This is a genomic window from Streptomyces sp. NBC_00878 (assembly GCF_026341515.1).
Taxonomy (GTDB): domain Bacteria; phylum Actinomycetota; class Actinomycetes; order Streptomycetales; family Streptomycetaceae; genus Streptomyces.
The window spans coordinates 5851473-5867382 of sequence record NZ_JAPEOK010000001.1; the positions used below are offsets into that span (position 1 = coordinate 5851473).

At 70.0% G+C, this 15910-nt stretch carries 13 protein-coding genes; 9 read left to right on the plus strand and 4 right to left on the minus strand.

The genetic code is table 11. The annotated features are described in order from the left end of the window. Positions 1-316: 316 nt before the first annotated feature. A complete protein-coding gene (locus OHA11_RS25250; protein WP_266499957.1) occupies positions 317-925 on the minus strand; it encodes a TetR/AcrR family transcriptional regulator in 609 nt (202 codons plus the stop codon). A gap of 276 nt (positions 926-1201) precedes the next feature. On the opposite strand from OHA11_RS25250, the gene OHA11_RS25255 reads away from it, so the two are divergent. From OHA11_RS25255 to OHA11_RS25290, 8 genes are all read left to right on the plus strand, one after another. Beyond that, a complete protein-coding gene (locus OHA11_RS25255) occupies positions 1202-2068 on the plus strand; it encodes an alpha/beta hydrolase (RefSeq protein WP_266499959.1) in 867 nt (288 codons plus the stop codon). 763 nt (positions 2069-2831) lie between these two features. Then, entirely contained in the window at positions 2832-3842 is a 1011-nt protein-coding gene (locus OHA11_RS25260) for an alpha/beta hydrolase (RefSeq protein WP_266507443.1), read from the plus strand. Beyond that, a complete protein-coding gene (locus OHA11_RS25265; protein ID WP_266499961.1) occupies positions 3835-5079 on the plus strand; it encodes an acyltransferase in 1245 nt (414 codons plus the stop codon). Before OHA11_RS25260 ends, OHA11_RS25265 begins: the two co-directional genes overlap by 8 nt. A 10-nt stretch (positions 5080-5089) precedes the next feature. Beyond that, positions 5090-6538 carry a sensor histidine kinase gene (locus OHA11_RS25270; protein WP_266499962.1) on the plus strand — a complete coding sequence of 483 codons (1449 nt, stop codon included), beginning with the start codon at positions 5090-5092 and terminating at the stop codon, positions 6536-6538. After that, positions 6535-7209, plus strand: a complete 675-nt coding sequence (locus OHA11_RS25275; protein WP_266499964.1) for a response regulator transcription factor — start codon at positions 6535-6537, stop codon at positions 7207-7209. The genes OHA11_RS25270 and OHA11_RS25275 overlap by 4 nt, the downstream gene beginning before the upstream one ends. Positions 7210-7339: 130 nt before the next feature. Next, the gene (locus OHA11_RS25280) at positions 7340-8683 is read left to right on the plus strand and encodes a sensor histidine kinase (RefSeq protein ID WP_266499965.1); all 1344 of its coding nucleotides are present in this window, start codon (positions 7340-7342) and stop codon (positions 8681-8683) included. Further along, entirely contained in the window at positions 8680-9345 is a 666-nt protein-coding gene (locus OHA11_RS25285) for a response regulator transcription factor (RefSeq protein WP_266499966.1), read from the plus strand. Before OHA11_RS25280 ends, OHA11_RS25285 begins: the two co-directional genes overlap by 4 nt. A gap of 222 nt (positions 9346-9567) precedes the next feature. Beyond that, a complete protein-coding gene (locus OHA11_RS25290) occupies positions 9568-10788 on the plus strand; it encodes a cytochrome P450 (RefSeq protein ID WP_266499967.1) in 1221 nt (406 codons plus the stop codon). Between the two features lie 194 nt (positions 10789-10982). On the opposite strand, the gene OHA11_RS25295 is transcribed toward OHA11_RS25290, so the two are convergent. The 3 genes from OHA11_RS25295 to OHA11_RS25305 all read right to left on the minus strand — a co-directional run bounded on the left by OHA11_RS25295 (position 10983) and on the right by OHA11_RS25305 (position 15260). Beyond that, positions 10983-12023, minus strand: coding sequence for a hypothetical protein (locus OHA11_RS25295; RefSeq protein ID WP_266499968.1), 1041 nt, complete (start codon positions 12021-12023; stop codon positions 10983-10985). Positions 12024-12720: 697 nt separating this feature from the next. Next, entirely contained in the window at positions 12721-14355 is a 1635-nt protein-coding gene (locus OHA11_RS25300) for an ABC transporter permease (RefSeq protein WP_266499969.1), read from the minus strand. Next, positions 14352-15260, minus strand: coding sequence for an ABC transporter ATP-binding protein (locus OHA11_RS25305; protein ID WP_266499970.1), 909 nt, complete (start codon positions 15258-15260; stop codon positions 14352-14354). The genes OHA11_RS25300 and OHA11_RS25305 overlap by 4 nt, the downstream gene beginning before the upstream one ends. A gap of 113 nt (positions 15261-15373) precedes the next feature. Between OHA11_RS25305 and OHA11_RS25310 the strand changes: the two genes are divergently transcribed. Next, positions 15374-15871 carry a GbsR/MarR family transcriptional regulator gene (locus tag OHA11_RS25310; protein ID WP_266499971.1) on the plus strand — a complete coding sequence of 166 codons (498 nt, stop codon included), beginning with the start codon at positions 15374-15376 and terminating at the stop codon, positions 15869-15871. Positions 15872-15910: the final 39 nt, after the last annotated feature.

The following is a 15910-nucleotide window of genomic DNA, read 5'->3' on the forward strand; positions in this document are numbered from 1 at the left end:
CCCGCCGGACAGGGGCAAGTGGGTTCTGCGTCCCAGCGACACGCCGTAAACCCGGCGTGTCGCTGGGACTCTCGCGACAATTACTTCGCCCGGCGGATTCGCCGACAGTATCCGTGCGGTCCTGGGGCGTTGCCTCACCCACCCCGGAACCCACCCAGCCTGCGCTAGCCCCCCGCCCTCTCAGCCCGTCCGGCGTTTGAGGACGAGCGCGTTCAGCGCGATACCGGGGGCCTGGGGGCGCAGCCCCCAGAAAGGGATGGGAACGGGTAGGGGCGGCGGGGGCGAAGAAAACACCGAGGTCACCCCCGGCGCAGACTCACGGCGCCACGACGAACACCCCGGCCCGCGCGGCGGCAACGGCGGCCTCCGCCGCCCGATCGGCCGCGGCCACACCGGGAGCCACCCCCGTCGTGAGCAACGCGTAGTAGAGGGGCGCCGAAACCGCCCGCACCACCTCCGCCGCATCCGTCCCGGACGGCAACTCACCCCGGGCAACCCCCTGTTCGACACACGGCGCCCACTCGGCAACCCGTACGTCGTAGAAGCGCCGCACCGCCTCCGCCGTACGCTCATCGCACGCCGCGGCGGCGATCACCGCCCGGAACAGCGCCCCCTGCCGCACATCGGCGAGCGTACGCCGGACGAGCCGGGCATTGGCCCGGAGATCACCGAGTACGGACCCCGTCTCCGTACGCGGCAACGACTCCTCGGCCATCTCGGCGAGCAGGTCCGCGACGAGCCCCGTCACGGTCCCCCACCGCCGGTACACGGTGGTCTTGCCCACCTCGGCCCGCCGCGCGACATCCGCCAGATCGAGATGGGCGAACCCCTGCTCGGCGAGCACGTCCCCGGCGGCCCGCAGCACGGCCGCACGGACGCGGGCGGTGCGCCCGCCGGGGCGGACGGTACCGGGTTCGGCGGACATGGCGGGCTCCTTCATGGACGTACGGTGGCCGCGGCGGAGGCGGTGCACCGAGGTGGTGCACCGAGGTGCGCGGAGGTGCGCGGAGCACGTGGAGGCGCGCGGCCTGCCACCAGCGTAACGAAACAACGGAACCGTTTGCCCCTCACTCAGGGTCACAGCCGCTTGTTGAGGCACGTCACCGGCCTGATAGCGTCCCGCCAACGGTCCGCCCGCCGGAGCGTGTTGGCAGGCGGACCTCGCAGGTGAACACACACCGCACCGCTGAGAGGTTGGAGCATGCCGGACGACGCCCGCGACGCCGCGGAGGAGGAGTCGGCCTTCTCACATCCGCCCGTCGACCCCGACATCACCGCCGCGTACGGCGACCACCCCGACCAGGTCGTCGACTTCTACGCGCCGCGCGGCGGCGAGGAACTCGCCCCGCTCGTCGTCGTCCTGCACGGCGGCGCCTGGCGGGCACCGTACGACCGCCGGCACATCACGCCGTTCGCGGACTTCCTGGCCAGACGGGGTTTCGCCGTGGCCAACGTCGAGTACCGGCGCGGCGGCACCATCCCGGCGCAGGGCGGCGCGGGCCCCGTCGCGGGCCGCTGGCCGGACACGTTCGACGACGTGGCGGCGGCGTTCGACGCGCTGCCCGGACTCGTACGTGGGGCCCTGCCGCAGGCCGATCCGCGCCGCATGGTGGTCACCGGGCACTCGGCGGGCGGCCAGCTGGCCCTCTGGGCCGCCGCCCGCCACCTGTTGCCGGCCGACGCGCCCTGGCGCACGGACCGCCCGGCCCCGCTGCGGGGCGTCGTCGCACTCGCCCCGATCGCCGACTTCGCGGTCGCGGAGAAGCTGGACGTCTGCTCCGGAGCCTCCCGCCAACTCCTGGGCGGGGAGGCGAAGTTCGGGGAACGCCAGCCGTACGCCGACCCGGCCCTGCTCCTCCCGACGGGCATCGCCACGACCTTGGTGCAGGGCCGCACGGACGTGGTCGTGCCGCAGGCGGTCGCCGAGGCGTACGCGGACGCGGCGGCCAAGGCGGGCGAGGTGGTCGGCCTGACGCTCCTGGAGGACGTGGGCCACTTCCCCCTGATCGACCCGGCGGCGGACGCGTGCGCGGTGGTGGCGGAGGAGATCGCACAGCTGGCTTGGTAGAGGGGCGGCCTGGACCTATCGGGGGCTGAGGGAGACCTGGCCCCACCAGGGGCAGGAGGGCCTTGACCTACCAATACGGGGGAGATCTGTACCTACCTGGGCAGGGGAGACCTGTACCTACCAGGGGCGCGGGGAACTGCGCGCTCAGCCCGCACGAGCCGCAGCCGCAGCCGCGTGTGCCGCGGTCCGCCCATCGACGGGTGCGGCCTGTGGCGGTTGCTCGCACCGCTGGCACGCGCGGTCCGTCGATGACGCCCCGGTGATACCCGTAATACCTGAGAGCTACATCGCAGGTGAGCTCCCTGGCGGGACGCCAACCACAGACCCGGATCCGTAACTTCCTTCTCAGTTGGGCCCGATGGGGGCGAACTGAGACGGGGGGCACGGGATGGGGCTGCGGGGGAGGCCGGACACGGGGGCGGCTCCGAAGTGGCCGGGGTGGCCGGGGTGGCCGGGGTGGCCGGGGTGGCCGGGGTGGCCGGGGTGGCCGGGGCGGCCGCGGCGCTCGGGACGACCGGATCAGCCGGACCTGAAGGTCCAGCCGGTCCAGCCGGTCCAGTTGGATCAGTTGGACAAGAAGGGCCAGCTGGGCCACCGGGATCAGCCGTGCCAGCTGGAGCAGAAGGGCCAGTCGGACCTGAAAGGCCAGCGAGGCCAGCCGGGCCAGTCGGGCCAGCCGGACGTGAAGGGTCAGCGAGGCCAGCCGGGCCAGCCGGAGCTGAAAGGCCAGCGAGGCCAGCCGGGCCAGTCGGGCCAGCCGGACGTGAAGGGTCAGCGAGGCCAGCCGGGCCAGCCAGATCAGCCAGGCAGGCCAGTCCAGCCACGCAGCCGACCCCGCTGCACCCGCCTCCGCCGCGCCCTACTCGCCGCACTGGTCATGACCTCCGTCATCGCCCCCCTCTCCGCCGCGGCCGCGCATCCGCAGATCCCGGCCCCCGCCCCGGCCCGCATCGGCCCGGTGACCCCCACCACGCTGGACAGCGCCTACGCGGCGAACCGGGCGAACGCCGCCGAGGCGTCCCGCATGGCCGCGGACCACGGCGACCGCAGCCGAGCGGCCGCCGTCCGTTCCATGGCGGCCCCCTCCCGTCACTTCCTCTCCTTCGACGCCCGCGGCTCCGGCCACGCCGTCGAGGTCTTCGGCGACCTGGCGAAGGCCGCCCACCTGGCGGTCCTCGTACCCGGCTCCGACACGAGCCTCGACACGTACGACCGCTTCCGCACGGGAGCCCTCGCCCTGCACGAGCGACTCGGACCGCGCGCCGCGGTGATCGCCTGGCTCGGCTACGAGACGCCCGGCACGATCAGCCCCGAGGTCCTCACCACGAGCCGGGCCAACGAAGCGGCACCTGAACTCCGCTCTTTCATAGGCGAGTTGAGGGCACTGAACGGGCGCGCCCGGATCACCCTGCTCTGCCACTCGTACGGGACAGCCGTGGGCGCCCGCGCGGCGAGCGGCCTCGACATATCGGACCTCGTGTTCATCGGCAGCCCCGGCACGGGCGTGGACTCCGCGGCCGCACTGCACACACGGGCACGCGTCTGGGCCGGCCGCGGCGGAGACGACTGGATCGCGGACGTCCCGCACACCAGGACCGACCTCTTCGGCACGACGGTCGGCTTCGGCACCGACCCCGTGTCCCCGGCCTTCGGCGCACGCGTCTTCGCGGCGGGCGACGGCGGCCACAGCGACTACCTCAAGCCGGGTTCGGTGTCCTTGGCCAACCTCGCCCGGATCGTGCTCGGGGAGACAAGGGAGGTGACCCGTGGGTGAGGTGATACAGCGACTGCGCCTCGGCGTCGAGCGGATCGACACGGCGACACCGGCCGACCGGGACCGCTGCGTCGACGCCCTGCGCGCCTTCGCGATACTCGGCGTGGTGCTCGGCCACTGGCTGGTCACGGCCCTGGTCGCGGACGGCGGCAGGCTGCGTACGTCGAGCCCGCTGGCGTACATGCCCTGGCTGGCTCCCATCTCCTGGGTCTTCCAGACGCTCGCCGTGTTCTTCCTGGTGGGCGGGCATGTGGCGACCAGAAGCTACGCGTCGGCGCGGGCCCGCGGCACGACGTACGGACGCTGGCTCGGTACGCGCCTGTCCCGCCTCTTCAAGCCGGTGGCGGCCGTTCTCGGGCTGTGGACCGTGGTCACGGTCGGCCTGCTCGTGACGGGCGCGGACCTGACGACGGTCCACGCGCTGCTGAAGCTGGTCCTGTCCCCTCTCTGGTTCCTGCTGGTCTTCGCCGCGCTGACGGCGGTGACTCCACTGGTGACCCGGATCAATCCCCTGTGGCCGCTGGCCGTCGTTCTCCACGTGGACCTCTTCCGCTTCGGGTTCGACGGCCCGTCCTGGCTGGGCTGGGTCAATGTGGTGGCGGGCTGGCTGGTGCCGTACACGCTGGGCGCGGCCTGGACCCGGGGCGAGCTGACCCGCCGCTCGGGCTGGGTGCTGCTCACGGGCGGCGCGGCGGTGACCGCGGGGCTCGTGGCGTGGGGCGGCTATCCGGCGTCGATGGTCGGCGTCCCCGGCGCCTCGATCTCCAACCTCGACCCGCCGACCCTGGCCGCGGTCACCTTCGGCCTGGCCCAGTGCGGTCTCGCTCTGCTCCTGCGTGAGCCGCTGCGCCGGGCGATGCGACGGCCGCTGGCCTGGGCGGCCGTGGCGGTCGTCAACCTCTCGGCGATGACGATATTCCTCTGGCACCAGACGGCGTTGATGGCGGTGACCGCGATGGGCCTGACGGCCGGTCATCTGCCGGGTCTGCACACGGTCCCCTCCAGCATGGTCTGGATACCGTTCCGCCTGGCCTGGCTTCCGGTCGTCGCCCTGGCGCTCATGCTCTGCTGGGCCGCGTTCCACGGGTACGAGAGCGGCGGTCACAGGAAAGGCGGTCACAAGGGCGGTCACAAGAAGGGCGGTCGCCGACGACGGACCGAGGAGGGCTCCCGAGTGGTGGTGGCTCGGCAGCGACGACCGGAAACGGCGAGGGACGAGGCGGTGCGCCATGTCTAGGGTGGTGCGGATGAGCGCGGTGGAGAAGAGGCTGACCCGCGGACTGCGGGTGCTGCGCGACGACCTGTGGAACGTCAGGGCGGACCCGCTGCCGCCCTCGGTGTGGCTGCGCTGGCTGCCGCACGGGCTGGTGTACCTGGTCGCGATAAGTACGACGCTCCTCACCTATGTCCTGATCACCGACAGTTACAACCAAGGCGAGGGTTACGGCCTGCTGTGCTCGTCGGCGCAGGGCGCGGCGGTGGCGCTGGCGCTGTGGCGGCCGGTTCCGGCGCTGTGGCTGTCGACGGCCGTCAGTGTGGTGATCGCCATGGGAGCACGGTTCCAACTGATCGCAGGACAAGTCGACTCCAACGTGCCTTGGCCGTTTGCGCCGGACCTGATCGTCGCGCACTCGATGGTGCTGTTCCTGCTGGCCCTGCGGGTACCCACACGCGTTGCCGTCGAAGCCCTGGCACTGACCGCGCTGGTCACGTACGTGATGCAGGGGCTCGTGGGCGCCGTGAACTACTGGTCGACGGGTGTCACCGCGGTGGCGCTCTTCGCCGGCGTCACCCTCCTCGGCACCGCCCTGCGCGGTCGCCGAGAGGCACGGACCGAGCTCGTCGAGCAGGCCTCACTGACCGCCGAGGAGCGTTCCCGCCGCACCCTGCTGGAGGAGCGCAACCGCATCGCCCGCGAACTGCACGACGTGGTCGCCCACCACATGTCGGTCATCTCCATCCAGGCCCAGGTCGCCCCGCACCTGGTGGAGAACCCGTCCGACGAACTCAGGGAGAACCTCGACGGCATCCGGCAGAACGCCCTGGAGGCACTCACCGAGCTGCGCAGGGTCCTCGGCGTACTGCGCTCGGAGAACCCCGACGACCCGTACGGTCTCGGCGCCCCCGGCACCGGTGCTGCCCCCGACGCCCCGCAGCCCACCCTCGACCGTCTGGACGCCCTCGTCGAGAACACCCGCGGCGCCGGGCTGACGGTGACGACGGAGATCACCGGCGAGCAGTTCCCGTTGGCGCCCGGTGTGGAGCTGTCCGCGTACCGGATCGTCCAGGAGGCGCTGAGCAACGCGCTGCGGCACGCGCCCGGTTCCGTGGTGCGGGTGGAGCTCACGCACTTCCCGCGTGGCCTGCAGATACGGGTCGTCAACTCCGCGCCGAGGCGCCCTGCCCCGCCGTCACCGGGCGCCGGACACGGTCTGCTCGGGATGCGGGAGCGGGCGATGATGCTCGGTGGGACCCTCATGGCCATGGAGACGTCCTGCGGCGGTTTCACGGTGGCCGCCTTCCTGCCCCGCTCGGGGACCACCACCTCCGGCACCACTCCCCGTCCCGACAACTCCACCGACCCCAAAGCCCACACCGAGTCCGCAGGCCGAACAGACCCCACAGGCCGCACGGGCCCCATTGATCCCACAGACTCCACCGCAGATCCCACAGACCCCACGGGAGAGACCCCATGACGAGCGGCAGCATCCGCGTACTCATCGCCGACGACCAGCAGATGGTCCGGCAGGGCTTCACGGTGCTGCTCAACACCCAGCCCGACATCGACGTGGTCGGCCAGGCGGTCGACGGGCTGGACGCCATCGCCAAGGTCGCCGAACTCGCCCCGGACGTCGTCCTGATGGACATCCGCATGCCCGAACTCGGCGGCATCGAGGCCACCCGCCGCATCACCGACGAGACTCCGCAGATCAGAGTCCTGGTGCTGACCACCTTCGACCTCGACGAGTACGTGTACGACGCGCTGCGCGCGGGCGCCTCCGGTTTTCTGCTGAAGGACGCGTCCGCCGACCAGCTCGCCGAGGCGGTCCGGGTGGTGGCCGCCGGTGACGCGCTGCTCGCGCCCGGCATCACCCGGCGCCTCATCGCGGAGTTCTCCCGGCTGGACTCCACGCCTCGTTCCCCGCTCAAGCAGCGCGTCGGCGAGCTGACCGAGCGCGAGACGGAGGTCCTCGCCCTCATCGCGCAGGGCCTGTCCAACGCGGAGATCGCCGAGCGGCTCTTCGTCGCCGAGCAGACCGTGAAGACCCACGTGGGCCGCATCCTGGTGAAGCTGGGGCTGCGGGACCGGACACAGGCGGCCGTGTTCGCGTACGAGTGCGGGCTGGTGCGCCCCAGTGGTTACTGATGGGCCCGGCGGACGCTGGCGGCGCGGCCCGGAGAACACCCGGTCGTACCCGTAGTACCTGAGAGGGAGGCCGAATGACCCTTCTCACTGGTGACGACCGCTACCCCGGTCTCCGCCTACGGTTCTGTATGTGACCGAGACGACCCAGACGCAGACGACACCGCCGGGCGGTGCCCGGCCTCGCAGCCCGGAGTTCCAGCTGGCGATGGACGCGTCGCGAGAGCTGCGACACGACCTGTTCCACGACGCCTTCGCCTTCCGCCCGCTTCCGAAGACGCGTGTGGACGGCCGCCTCATCCGGCGGCTGCCGCCGGGCATGCGCGAGCGGGCGGCCTGGACCCCGCATGTCGTGGTGGCGCTGGCAGGTGTGGTGGCACTGCTCGCCTCCCTCGCGGACAACGGCGGCGGTGATCTCGCGCAGCTCCTGACCGGCCTCCTCGCCATGGGCACGATCCTGCTGACCCTGCTCAGGCCGGTCGGCGCCTTCTGGGTCTCCATGGCGCTGACACCGTTCACGGCGGTGTTCGGCAGCTCCTGGAGCGACTGGCCCTGGCTGCCCGGCAGCTTCGTGACCCACATGGTCGTGCTCACCGTCGTGGCGCTGAGGACCAGGCCCCGCACGGCGGCGTGGATGTGGGCGCTCACCGCGGCTTACGGCCTCTTCGCCGAGGTCTTCTTCGGAGGCGGCCACTACTACACGAACACCATGCCCTTCCTGTTCGTGAGCGCGCTGGCGCTGCTCGTCGTCACGGTCTGGCATGTGCGGCACGACGCCGCGCAGAAGGTGACCGCCCAGCAGACGGTGACCGCGCACGAGCGTTCCAAGCGCACCCTGCTCGAAGAGCGCACGACGATCGCCCGCGAGCTGCACGACGTGGTCGCCCACCACATGTCGGTGGTCGCCATCCAGGCGGAGGCCGCGCCCTACCGCGTGGAGAACCCGCCGCCGGAGCTGGAGTACGCCTTCGCGGTGATCAGGGAGAACGCGGTCATAGCGCTCTCCGAGCTGCGCCGCGTCCTCGGCGTCGTACGGGCCGAGGACTACGAGGCCCCGGACGCCCCGCAGCCCACGCTCGCGGACCTGGACCGACTCCTGGAGAACGTGCGGGACGCGGGACTCGGTGTGGACAAGACGGTCACCGGCGCGGTGCGCGAGCTCCCGCAGGGCGTCGAGCTGTCCGCGTTCCGAATAGTCCAGGAGGCGCTGAGCAACAGCCTGCGGCACGCGCCGGGCGCCACGGCCAGGGTGGAGATCGGCTACGTGCTCGGCGGACTCGGACTACGGATCGTGAACGGTCCGGCGACCGGCCTGGTCAAGCCCTCACCGGGCGCCGGGCACGGCATCACCGGCATGCGGGAGAGGGTGTCGATGCTGGACGGCGAGATGACGGCGGCGGCGACGGACGACGGAGGCTATGAGGTCGCGGTCTTCCTCCCGGTCCCGACGACCGCACCGACGGAGGACTCCGCATGACCATTCGCGTACTGATCGCCGACGACCAGATGATGGTCCGCGAGGGCTTCTCGGTGCTGCTCGGCGCGATGCCGGACATCGAGGTCGTCGGCGAGGCGGTCAACGGACGCGAGGCTGTCGACCGGGTCCGGGAGCTCTCGCCGGACGTCGTCCTGATGGACATCCGGATGCCCGAGATGAACGGCATCGAGGCGACCCGCGAGATCGTGGCGACGAGCGGCGCGGCGAAGGTGCTCGTCCTGACGACGTTCGACCTCGACGAGTACGTGTACCAGGCGCTGCGCGCCGGAGCGTCCGGTTTCCTTCTGAAGGACGCCTCGGCCCGACAGCTCGCGGACGGGGTGCGGGTGGTGGCGGCCGGCGAGGCTCTGCTGGCGCCCTCGGTGACGAAGCGGCTGATCACGGAGTTCTCGAAGCTGGCCGAGGAGCCGCGCCTGTCGCCCACCGCCCAGGCGTCCTACGGAGACCTGACCGAACGCGAGACGGAGGTACTGGTCCTCATAGCCCAGGGCCTGTCCAACGCCGAGATAGCCACCCGCCTGGTCGTGGCCGAGTCCACCATCAAGACTCACGTAAGCCGCATCCTGGTGAAACTGGGCCTGCGAGACCGCACCCAGGCAGCGGTATTCGCCTACGAGGCCCGCTTGGTGACACCGGGGTAAGAGGACAGCTGCCGGGCCGGGGCGCGCCCGTCTTTTAGGGGCGCGGGGTTGTGTCGATATGCGGCTCCTCCCCCACTCTCGGCTTCGCTCGAGCGGGGGGACCCCCATCGTGGGCGCGATAAGCCACAGCGGACCCGCATGGTCCCCACCGGCCTCCGCGGAGCGCCCCACAGAGAGGGACGGCCCTGGTCAGACAGGGACACCCCCGGTTAGCGTCCGGACATGGCAGCTACAAAACCCCCGCAGACGTTCGACCCCTGGGACCAGACCTTCCTGGCAGACCCGTACCCCGCGTACGCGGACCTCCGTGCCCGCGGCCGGGTGCACTACTACGAACCGACCAACCAGTGGCTGGTGCCGCGTCACGCGGACGTGTCGGCGCTGCTCAGGGACCGTCGGTTGGGCCGGACGTATCAGCACCGGTTCACGCACGAGGACTTCGGGCGTACGGCACCGCCGGCCGAGCAGGAGCCGTTCCACGTGCTGAACGACCACGGGATGCTCGACCTGGAGCCGCCGGACCACACGCGGATCCGACGGCTGGTGTCGAAGGCGTTCACCCCGAGGACGGTCGAGCGGCTGCGGCCGTACGTGGACCGGCTGGCGTCCGAGCTGGTCGGCGAGCTGGTCGCGGCCGGCGGTGGTGATCTGCTGACGGTCGTCGCCGAACCCCTTCCGGTGGCGGTCATCGCGGAGATGCTGGGGATCCCGGAGTCCGAGCGGGCGCAGTTGCGGCCCTGGTCGGCGGACATCTGCGGGATGTACGAGCTGAGCCCGTCGGAGGAGACGGCAGGGAAGGCGGTGCGGGCGTCGGTGGAGTTCACCGAGTTCCTGCGGGAGCTGATCGCGGTCCGGCGCAAGGAGCCGGGGGACGACCTGGTCTCGGGTCTGATCGCGGCGTACGACGAGGGGGACCGGCTCAGTGAGCAGGAGATGATCTCGACCTGCGTGCTCCTGCTGAACGCGGGACACGAGGCGACGGTGAACGCCACGGTGAATGGCTGGTGGGCGCTGTTCCGGAACCCCGGTCAGCTGGCGGCGCTCCGGGCGGACCGGGGTCTGGTGGGCACAGCGGTGGAGGAGCTGATGCGGTACGACACGCCGTTGCAGCTCTTCGAGCGGTGGGTGCTGGACGAGATCGAGGTGGACGGGACGGTAATTCCCCGGGGTAGCGAGGTGGCGTTGCTCTTCGGCTCCGCCAACCACGACCCGGCGGTGTTCGCCGAGCCGGAGGCGCTCGACCTGTCCCGGCCGGAGAACCCGCACATCTCCTTCAGCGCGGGGATCCACTACTGCATCGGGGCGCCGCTCGCCCGGATCGAACTCGCCGCGTCCATGGGGGCGTTGCTGGACCAGGCTCCGTCGCTCAGGCTCGCGGCCGAGCCCGAACGAAAGCCGAACTTTGTGATTCGGGGGTTGGAGGGGCTGCTTGTCGAGGTGTGACGGGGGGCGGTCGGTTCGGTGGTGACGTACGGGTGGGTGGGGGCTGGTCGCGCCCTGCGGCGGAGCCGCATGATGTCACGGCCCCGCCGCTAAAAGATTGCGCAACTCATCCGGCACCAGCCGCTCAACGATTCCCAGCACGGCCGACAGCCTACCCAGCAGCCCAAATTCGAGGGATGCTGATAGCGGTGGCGCTAACGGCCGAACTGGAGGTATACGCCTTCCTCTGTGCCGTCGTAGTTCAGCTTCAGTTTGAACGTGATTGATCTGAAGGGTTCGGACTTGCTGATGTGAATGGTGCCGTTGGAATCGGTGGGCGGGCCTTCCTTGAACTTGCCCGTGACCGTGTTGTTCTGGGGGACCTTGAAGTCCGCGTCTCCGCTGATCCGGGTGATAGTCGTACCTGCCTCAAACGTCATGGTTGAGGCGAGTGATCCCAGGTGGAGGATGGCATCCTGTACCTTGGCGCCGAAGTCGATTTTGAACTCGGTGTCGTCTTTTCTGCTCCTGAGTTCTACGGAGTCCGAGGTGGGCAGTTGGGGGGTGTAGAGGGTCGTTCCGAATTCGGTGTGCTCTCCGTTGATGTCCACGGCGCCCAAAGTGCCGGTGAGTCCGGTGACCGTCACTGTTCGGCCGCCCAGCTTCCCGGTGGCTTTTCGGTCGTTGTCGCGGGACGTCCAGTCGACGAACTCTACTGTCCTGCCGAACTGGAGGTATACGCCTTCCTCTGTGCCGTCGTAGTTCAGCCTCAGTTTGAACGTGATCGAACTGAAGGGATCGGACTTGCTGATGTGAATGGTGCCGTTGGAATCGGTGGGCGGGCCTTCCTTGAACTTGCCCGTGACCGTGTTGTTCTGGGGGACCTTGAAGTCCGCGTCTCCGCTGATCCGGGTGATAGTCGTACCTGCCTCAAACGTCATGGTTGAGGCGAGTGATCCCAGGTGGAGGATGGCATCCTGTACCTTGGCGCCGAAGTCGATTTTGAACTCGGTGTCGTCTTTTCTGCTCCTGAGTTCTACCGAGTCCGAGGTGGGCAGTTGGGGGGTGTAGAGGGTCGTTCCGAATTCGGTGTGCTCTCCGTTGATGTCCACGGCGCCCAAAGTGCCGGTGAGTCCGGTGACCGTCACCGTTCGGCCGCCCAGCTTCCCGGTGGCTTTTTGGTCGCTGTCGCGGGACGTCCAGTCGACGAACACCTGCGCTTCTGTTGCCCTCACTTGCTGTTCTGTTGCCATCATCTCGGCCTCCTGGCGATCTGGACTCATTTCAACCAAAGGTCTGCCCCGGAGGTCCCCCCAAACGCATGGCCTACCCAAGACCAATACCGCCAGGGTACTTGTGTGCTCACCAACAGCCGCGCTTGCTCCGCTCAGCCTCTCAAGGGGAACAACCTTGCCCAAAGTTGAAAGACGTAGTGCTGTTGGGACTCTCTTCCAGGCTAGCCGGATACGAAATTCGCGCATCTCAGGGACCTGCCATTTCATTCGGAGAAAGCCGGAGAAACAGCGACGGGCAGGCGAGTCAAGCTCTTCCTGCCCAGGGCGAGACGCCGGGTCATCACGGTGATGACGGTCCAGGTGATCAAGGTGTCCTGACCAGCCGTTCGTAGTACCGCACGTACCGGCGAGCGCGCATCGCCCAGGCAGGGGTCGTTCGATGACCCAGTGACGAGGCACTCGATGGGCCCAGGAGGAGTCCTTGGGACGGCTGACATCGGCTCCTGAGGTATCCGCATAGTGCCACGGACCAGCGGGAGTTGGGCCCGGCTGTCGTGGGCGCGCATGTTTACCGCGTCGATCGCACAGCGCGTAACCAGTCCACGCGCGAGCCCACCTCATCCGGTACCAAGCGCTGCGACTCTCCCCACAGCCGCCGACGACAGAGGTGCCAGCGCCAAATGAGATGACTTCCAAAGAAGGAGGGCTGGGCCCGGAGTCACGTAGTGATGTCCCGGCGCCTCAGCGCACCCAGCCCCGTCCCCACCAGCACCACCGCGATCCCCGTAAGCACCAGCACCGGTGTCCATGCCATCTCCCCGCCCGGCAGCTTCGGGAGGTGGCCGAAGGGGGAGAGGTCCAAGGCCGCGTCCGGGAGTTCGAGGGCCGGGCCGATCCAGCCCAGGAGCAGAGCCGCGCCCGCCACACCCCACGCTGCCGGAGCCACCTGCGGCGACACCCCGTGGAGGAGGACGGCCAGGCCGCCGATGGTCCAGATCGCGGGGAGCTGGACCATACAGGCGCCCAGGATGGAGGGGAGGTCGTGGCCGTAGCCGAGGGCCAGGCCGAGGCCGCCCACCAGCATGAGCAGTACCGCCCCGCCGAAGGCGATCAGCAGATGACCGGAGGCCCAGCGCAGGCGGCCCACGGCGTTCGCGAGGACGGGTTCCGCACGCTGGGAGGTCTCCTCGGCGTGCAGCCGCAGCACGGACTGGACGACGTACAGCGCGGCGACCATCCCGAGCATGCCGACCATCGTGGCGAGGAACGCGTCCGTGATCCCGGACTGGCCGCCCATGCGCTCGATGATCTCGCGGGTCCGTTCGTTGTCGCCGACCAGGTCCGTGGCGCCCGTGGTGATCCCACCGAAGGCGGCCCCGGCGGCGAGGAAACCGAGGCTCCAGCCGAGGACGCTGCCGCGCTGCAGCCGCCAGGCCAGCGCCCCGGCCGTACCGAGACGGCCGACCGCCGGGCCGGGCCGGGTCGGCAGGAAACTCATGCCGACGTCACGGCGGCCGGCCAGTTCGTACGCGATCACGCCCTGGAGGGCCACGGCGGCGGCGAAGAGGAGCAGCACCCACCAGCGTTCGGCGGCGAAGGCCCGCAGGTTCTCCAGCCAGCCGACGGGGGAGAGCCAGGTCAGTACCGACGAGCCGTCGTTCACCGACGAGTCGCCCGCCGCCCGCAGGACGAACGCCGCGCCGAGCAGTCCGCCCGTCAGCCCCTTCGTGAGCCGCGCGCTCTCGGTGAGCTGGGCGACGATCGCCGCCATCGTCGCGAAGACCATGCCGACCCCGGCCGTGCCGAGCCCGAGCGCCAGCGCGCCCGACGAGCCCTGGCCCGCGAGGCCGCCCGTGATGATCAGTGCGAGGGCCGCGTTCGCGACGAGGGCGGCGAGGAGCGCGGCGGTCAGCGGGGCGCGGCGGCCCACCATGCCCGCCGAGATCATCTCCTGACGGCCGCTCTCCTCCTCGTCCCGGGTGTGCCGCACGACGACGAGCAGGCTCATGATCGCGGCGAACACACCCGCGTACGTGCCGATGCGCCACGCCACGAGGCCGCCGAGAGAGTCACCGAACACCGGCCCGTACATGGCGCGCAGTGAGCTGTTGGTCAGCATCTGGCTGGCCACGTCGGCGCGTTCGGCGGCGGTGGAGTACACGCTCTTCAGCGAGCCCGGCATGGAGACCACCATCAGGCCGATCACCGCGACCCACAGCGGGATCATCACCCGGTCGCGGCGCAGTGCGAGCCTCAACAGGGTCCAGGTACCGGCCAGTTGACGGGAACCGCCCGCTCGTACGCCGAACCTTGTGCCCGAAGTGCCCGAAGTGCCCGAAGCCACGGCGGTCATCGCGACACCGCCTCCGCCCGCGCGTCCTCCTGGTAGTGGCGCAGGAACAGCTCTTCCAGGGTCGGCGGCGTGGAGGTCAGGGACCGTACGCCGGATTCGGTGAGCGAGCGCAGTACGGCGTTCAACTTGTCGCTCTCCACCTGGAGTTTGACCCTGCTGCCCTGGATGTCGAGGTCATGGATGCCGGGCAGGGCCGCCAATCCGTTGGGCGGGCCCACGAGTTCGGCGGTGACGCTCGTACGGGTCAGATGGCGCAGCTGGGTGAGCGAGCCGCTCTCCACGGTCCGGCCCTTGCGGATGATGCTGACGCGGTCGCACAGCTCCTCCACCTCACTGAGGATGTGGGAGGAGAGGAGGATGGTGCGGCCCCGGTCGCGTTCCTCCTCGACGCAGGACTGGAAGACCTCCTCCATGAGCGGGTCGAGGCCCGAGGTCGGCTCGTCCAGGATCAGCAGGTCGACGTCCGAGGCGAAGGCGGCGACGAGGGCGACCTTCTGCCGGTTGCCCTTGGAGTAGGTGCGCCCCTTCTTGGTCGGGTCGAGTTCGAACCGCTTGATCAGGTCCGTCCGGCGCGCCGTGTCGAGGCCCCCGCGCAGCCGCCCGTACAGGTCGATGACCTCGCCGCCGGAGAGGTTCCGCCAGAGGGTGACGTCGCCGGGGACGTACGCGACCCGGCGGTGGAGGTCCACCGCGTCGGTCCACGGGTCGCCGCCCAGCAGCTGGGCGGCGCCGGAGTCGGCGCGCAGCAGGCCCAGCAGGACGCGGATGGTGGTGGACTTCCCGGCGCCGTTCGGGCCGAGGAAGCCGTGGACCTCGCCGGTCTCGACGTCGAGGTCGAGACCGTCCAGAGCGTGCGTGCTGCCGAACGACTTGTGCAGTCCGGAGACGGTGATTGCCTTCGTCATGGTTCAGAACGTACGCTTCTTTCAGAAATTTGTGAAGTTAAGGAAGCGTATAAATAACGGATAGACTCGACCATGGCGCGCTGAGCAGGTGATGGGCAGGAGAGGATCCAGGGATGTCGGAACCGAGTGAGGTGGGGCGGGACCGGGAGGCGGTCTCGAAGTTCGTCGAGAGCTTCGCCGCACAGCTGGTCGAGGCCGGGATGCAGCGGATGCCGGCCCGGGTGTTCGGCGCCCTGCTCGCCTCGGACTCAGGGGCGCTGTCCTCCGCCGAGATCGGTGCGCAGCTCCAGGTCAGTCCCGCCGCCGTCTCCGGGGCGGTGCGCTATCTCGCGCAGCAGCACATGGTCTCGCGCGAGCGGGAACCCGGCTCGCGGCGCGAGCGGTACCGGGTGCACAGCGACCAGTGGTACGAGGCGCTGACCAACCGTGACGCGGTGCTCAAGCGCTGGCAGTCCGCCCTCGACGAGGGGGTCGACAGCCTGGGCATCGAGACGCCCGCGGGGCGGCGGCTCGCCGAGACCCGCGCCTTCTTCCAGTTCATCGAGGGGGAGATCGCCGCGATGATGGAGCGTTGGCGGGTCCACAAGGAGCGAGAGTTTGGGGACGGGTGAGGTCGTGGGTGGCTGAGCGTGGTGGGGAACTGCGAGCCC

Excerpts from the sequence above, each read along its gene's own strand:
- OHA11_RS25250 (WP_266499957.1), bottom strand. The coding sequence starts at position 925 with ATGTCCGCCGAACCCGGTACCGTCCGCCCCGGCGGGCGCACCGCCCGC.
- OHA11_RS25255 (WP_266499959.1), top strand. The coding sequence starts at position 1,202 with ATGCCGGACGACGCCCGCGACGCCGCGGAGGAGGAGTCGGCCTTCTCA.
- OHA11_RS25270 (WP_266499962.1), top strand. The coding sequence starts at position 5,090 with ATGAGCGCGGTGGAGAAGAGGCTGACCCGCGGACTGCGGGTGCTGCGC.
- OHA11_RS25275 (WP_266499964.1), top strand. The coding sequence starts at position 6,535 with ATGACGAGCGGCAGCATCCGCGTACTCATCGCCGACGACCAGCAGATG.
- OHA11_RS25285 (WP_266499966.1), top strand. The coding sequence starts at position 8,680 with ATGACCATTCGCGTACTGATCGCCGACGACCAGATGATGGTCCGCGAG.
- OHA11_RS25290 (WP_266499967.1), top strand. The coding sequence starts at position 9,568 with ATGGCAGCTACAAAACCCCCGCAGACGTTCGACCCCTGGGACCAGACC.
- OHA11_RS25295 (WP_266499968.1), bottom strand. The coding sequence starts at position 12,023 with ATGATGGCAACAGAACAGCAAGTGAGGGCAACAGAAGCGCAGGTGTTC.
- OHA11_RS25300 (WP_266499969.1), bottom strand. The coding sequence starts at position 14,355 with ATGACCGCCGTGGCTTCGGGCACTTCGGGCACTTCGGGCACAAGGTTC.
- OHA11_RS25305 (WP_266499970.1), bottom strand. The coding sequence starts at position 15,260 with ATGACGAAGGCAATCACCGTCTCCGGACTGCACAAGTCGTTCGGCAGC.
- OHA11_RS25310 (WP_266499971.1), top strand. The coding sequence starts at position 15,374 with ATGTCGGAACCGAGTGAGGTGGGGCGGGACCGGGAGGCGGTCTCGAAG.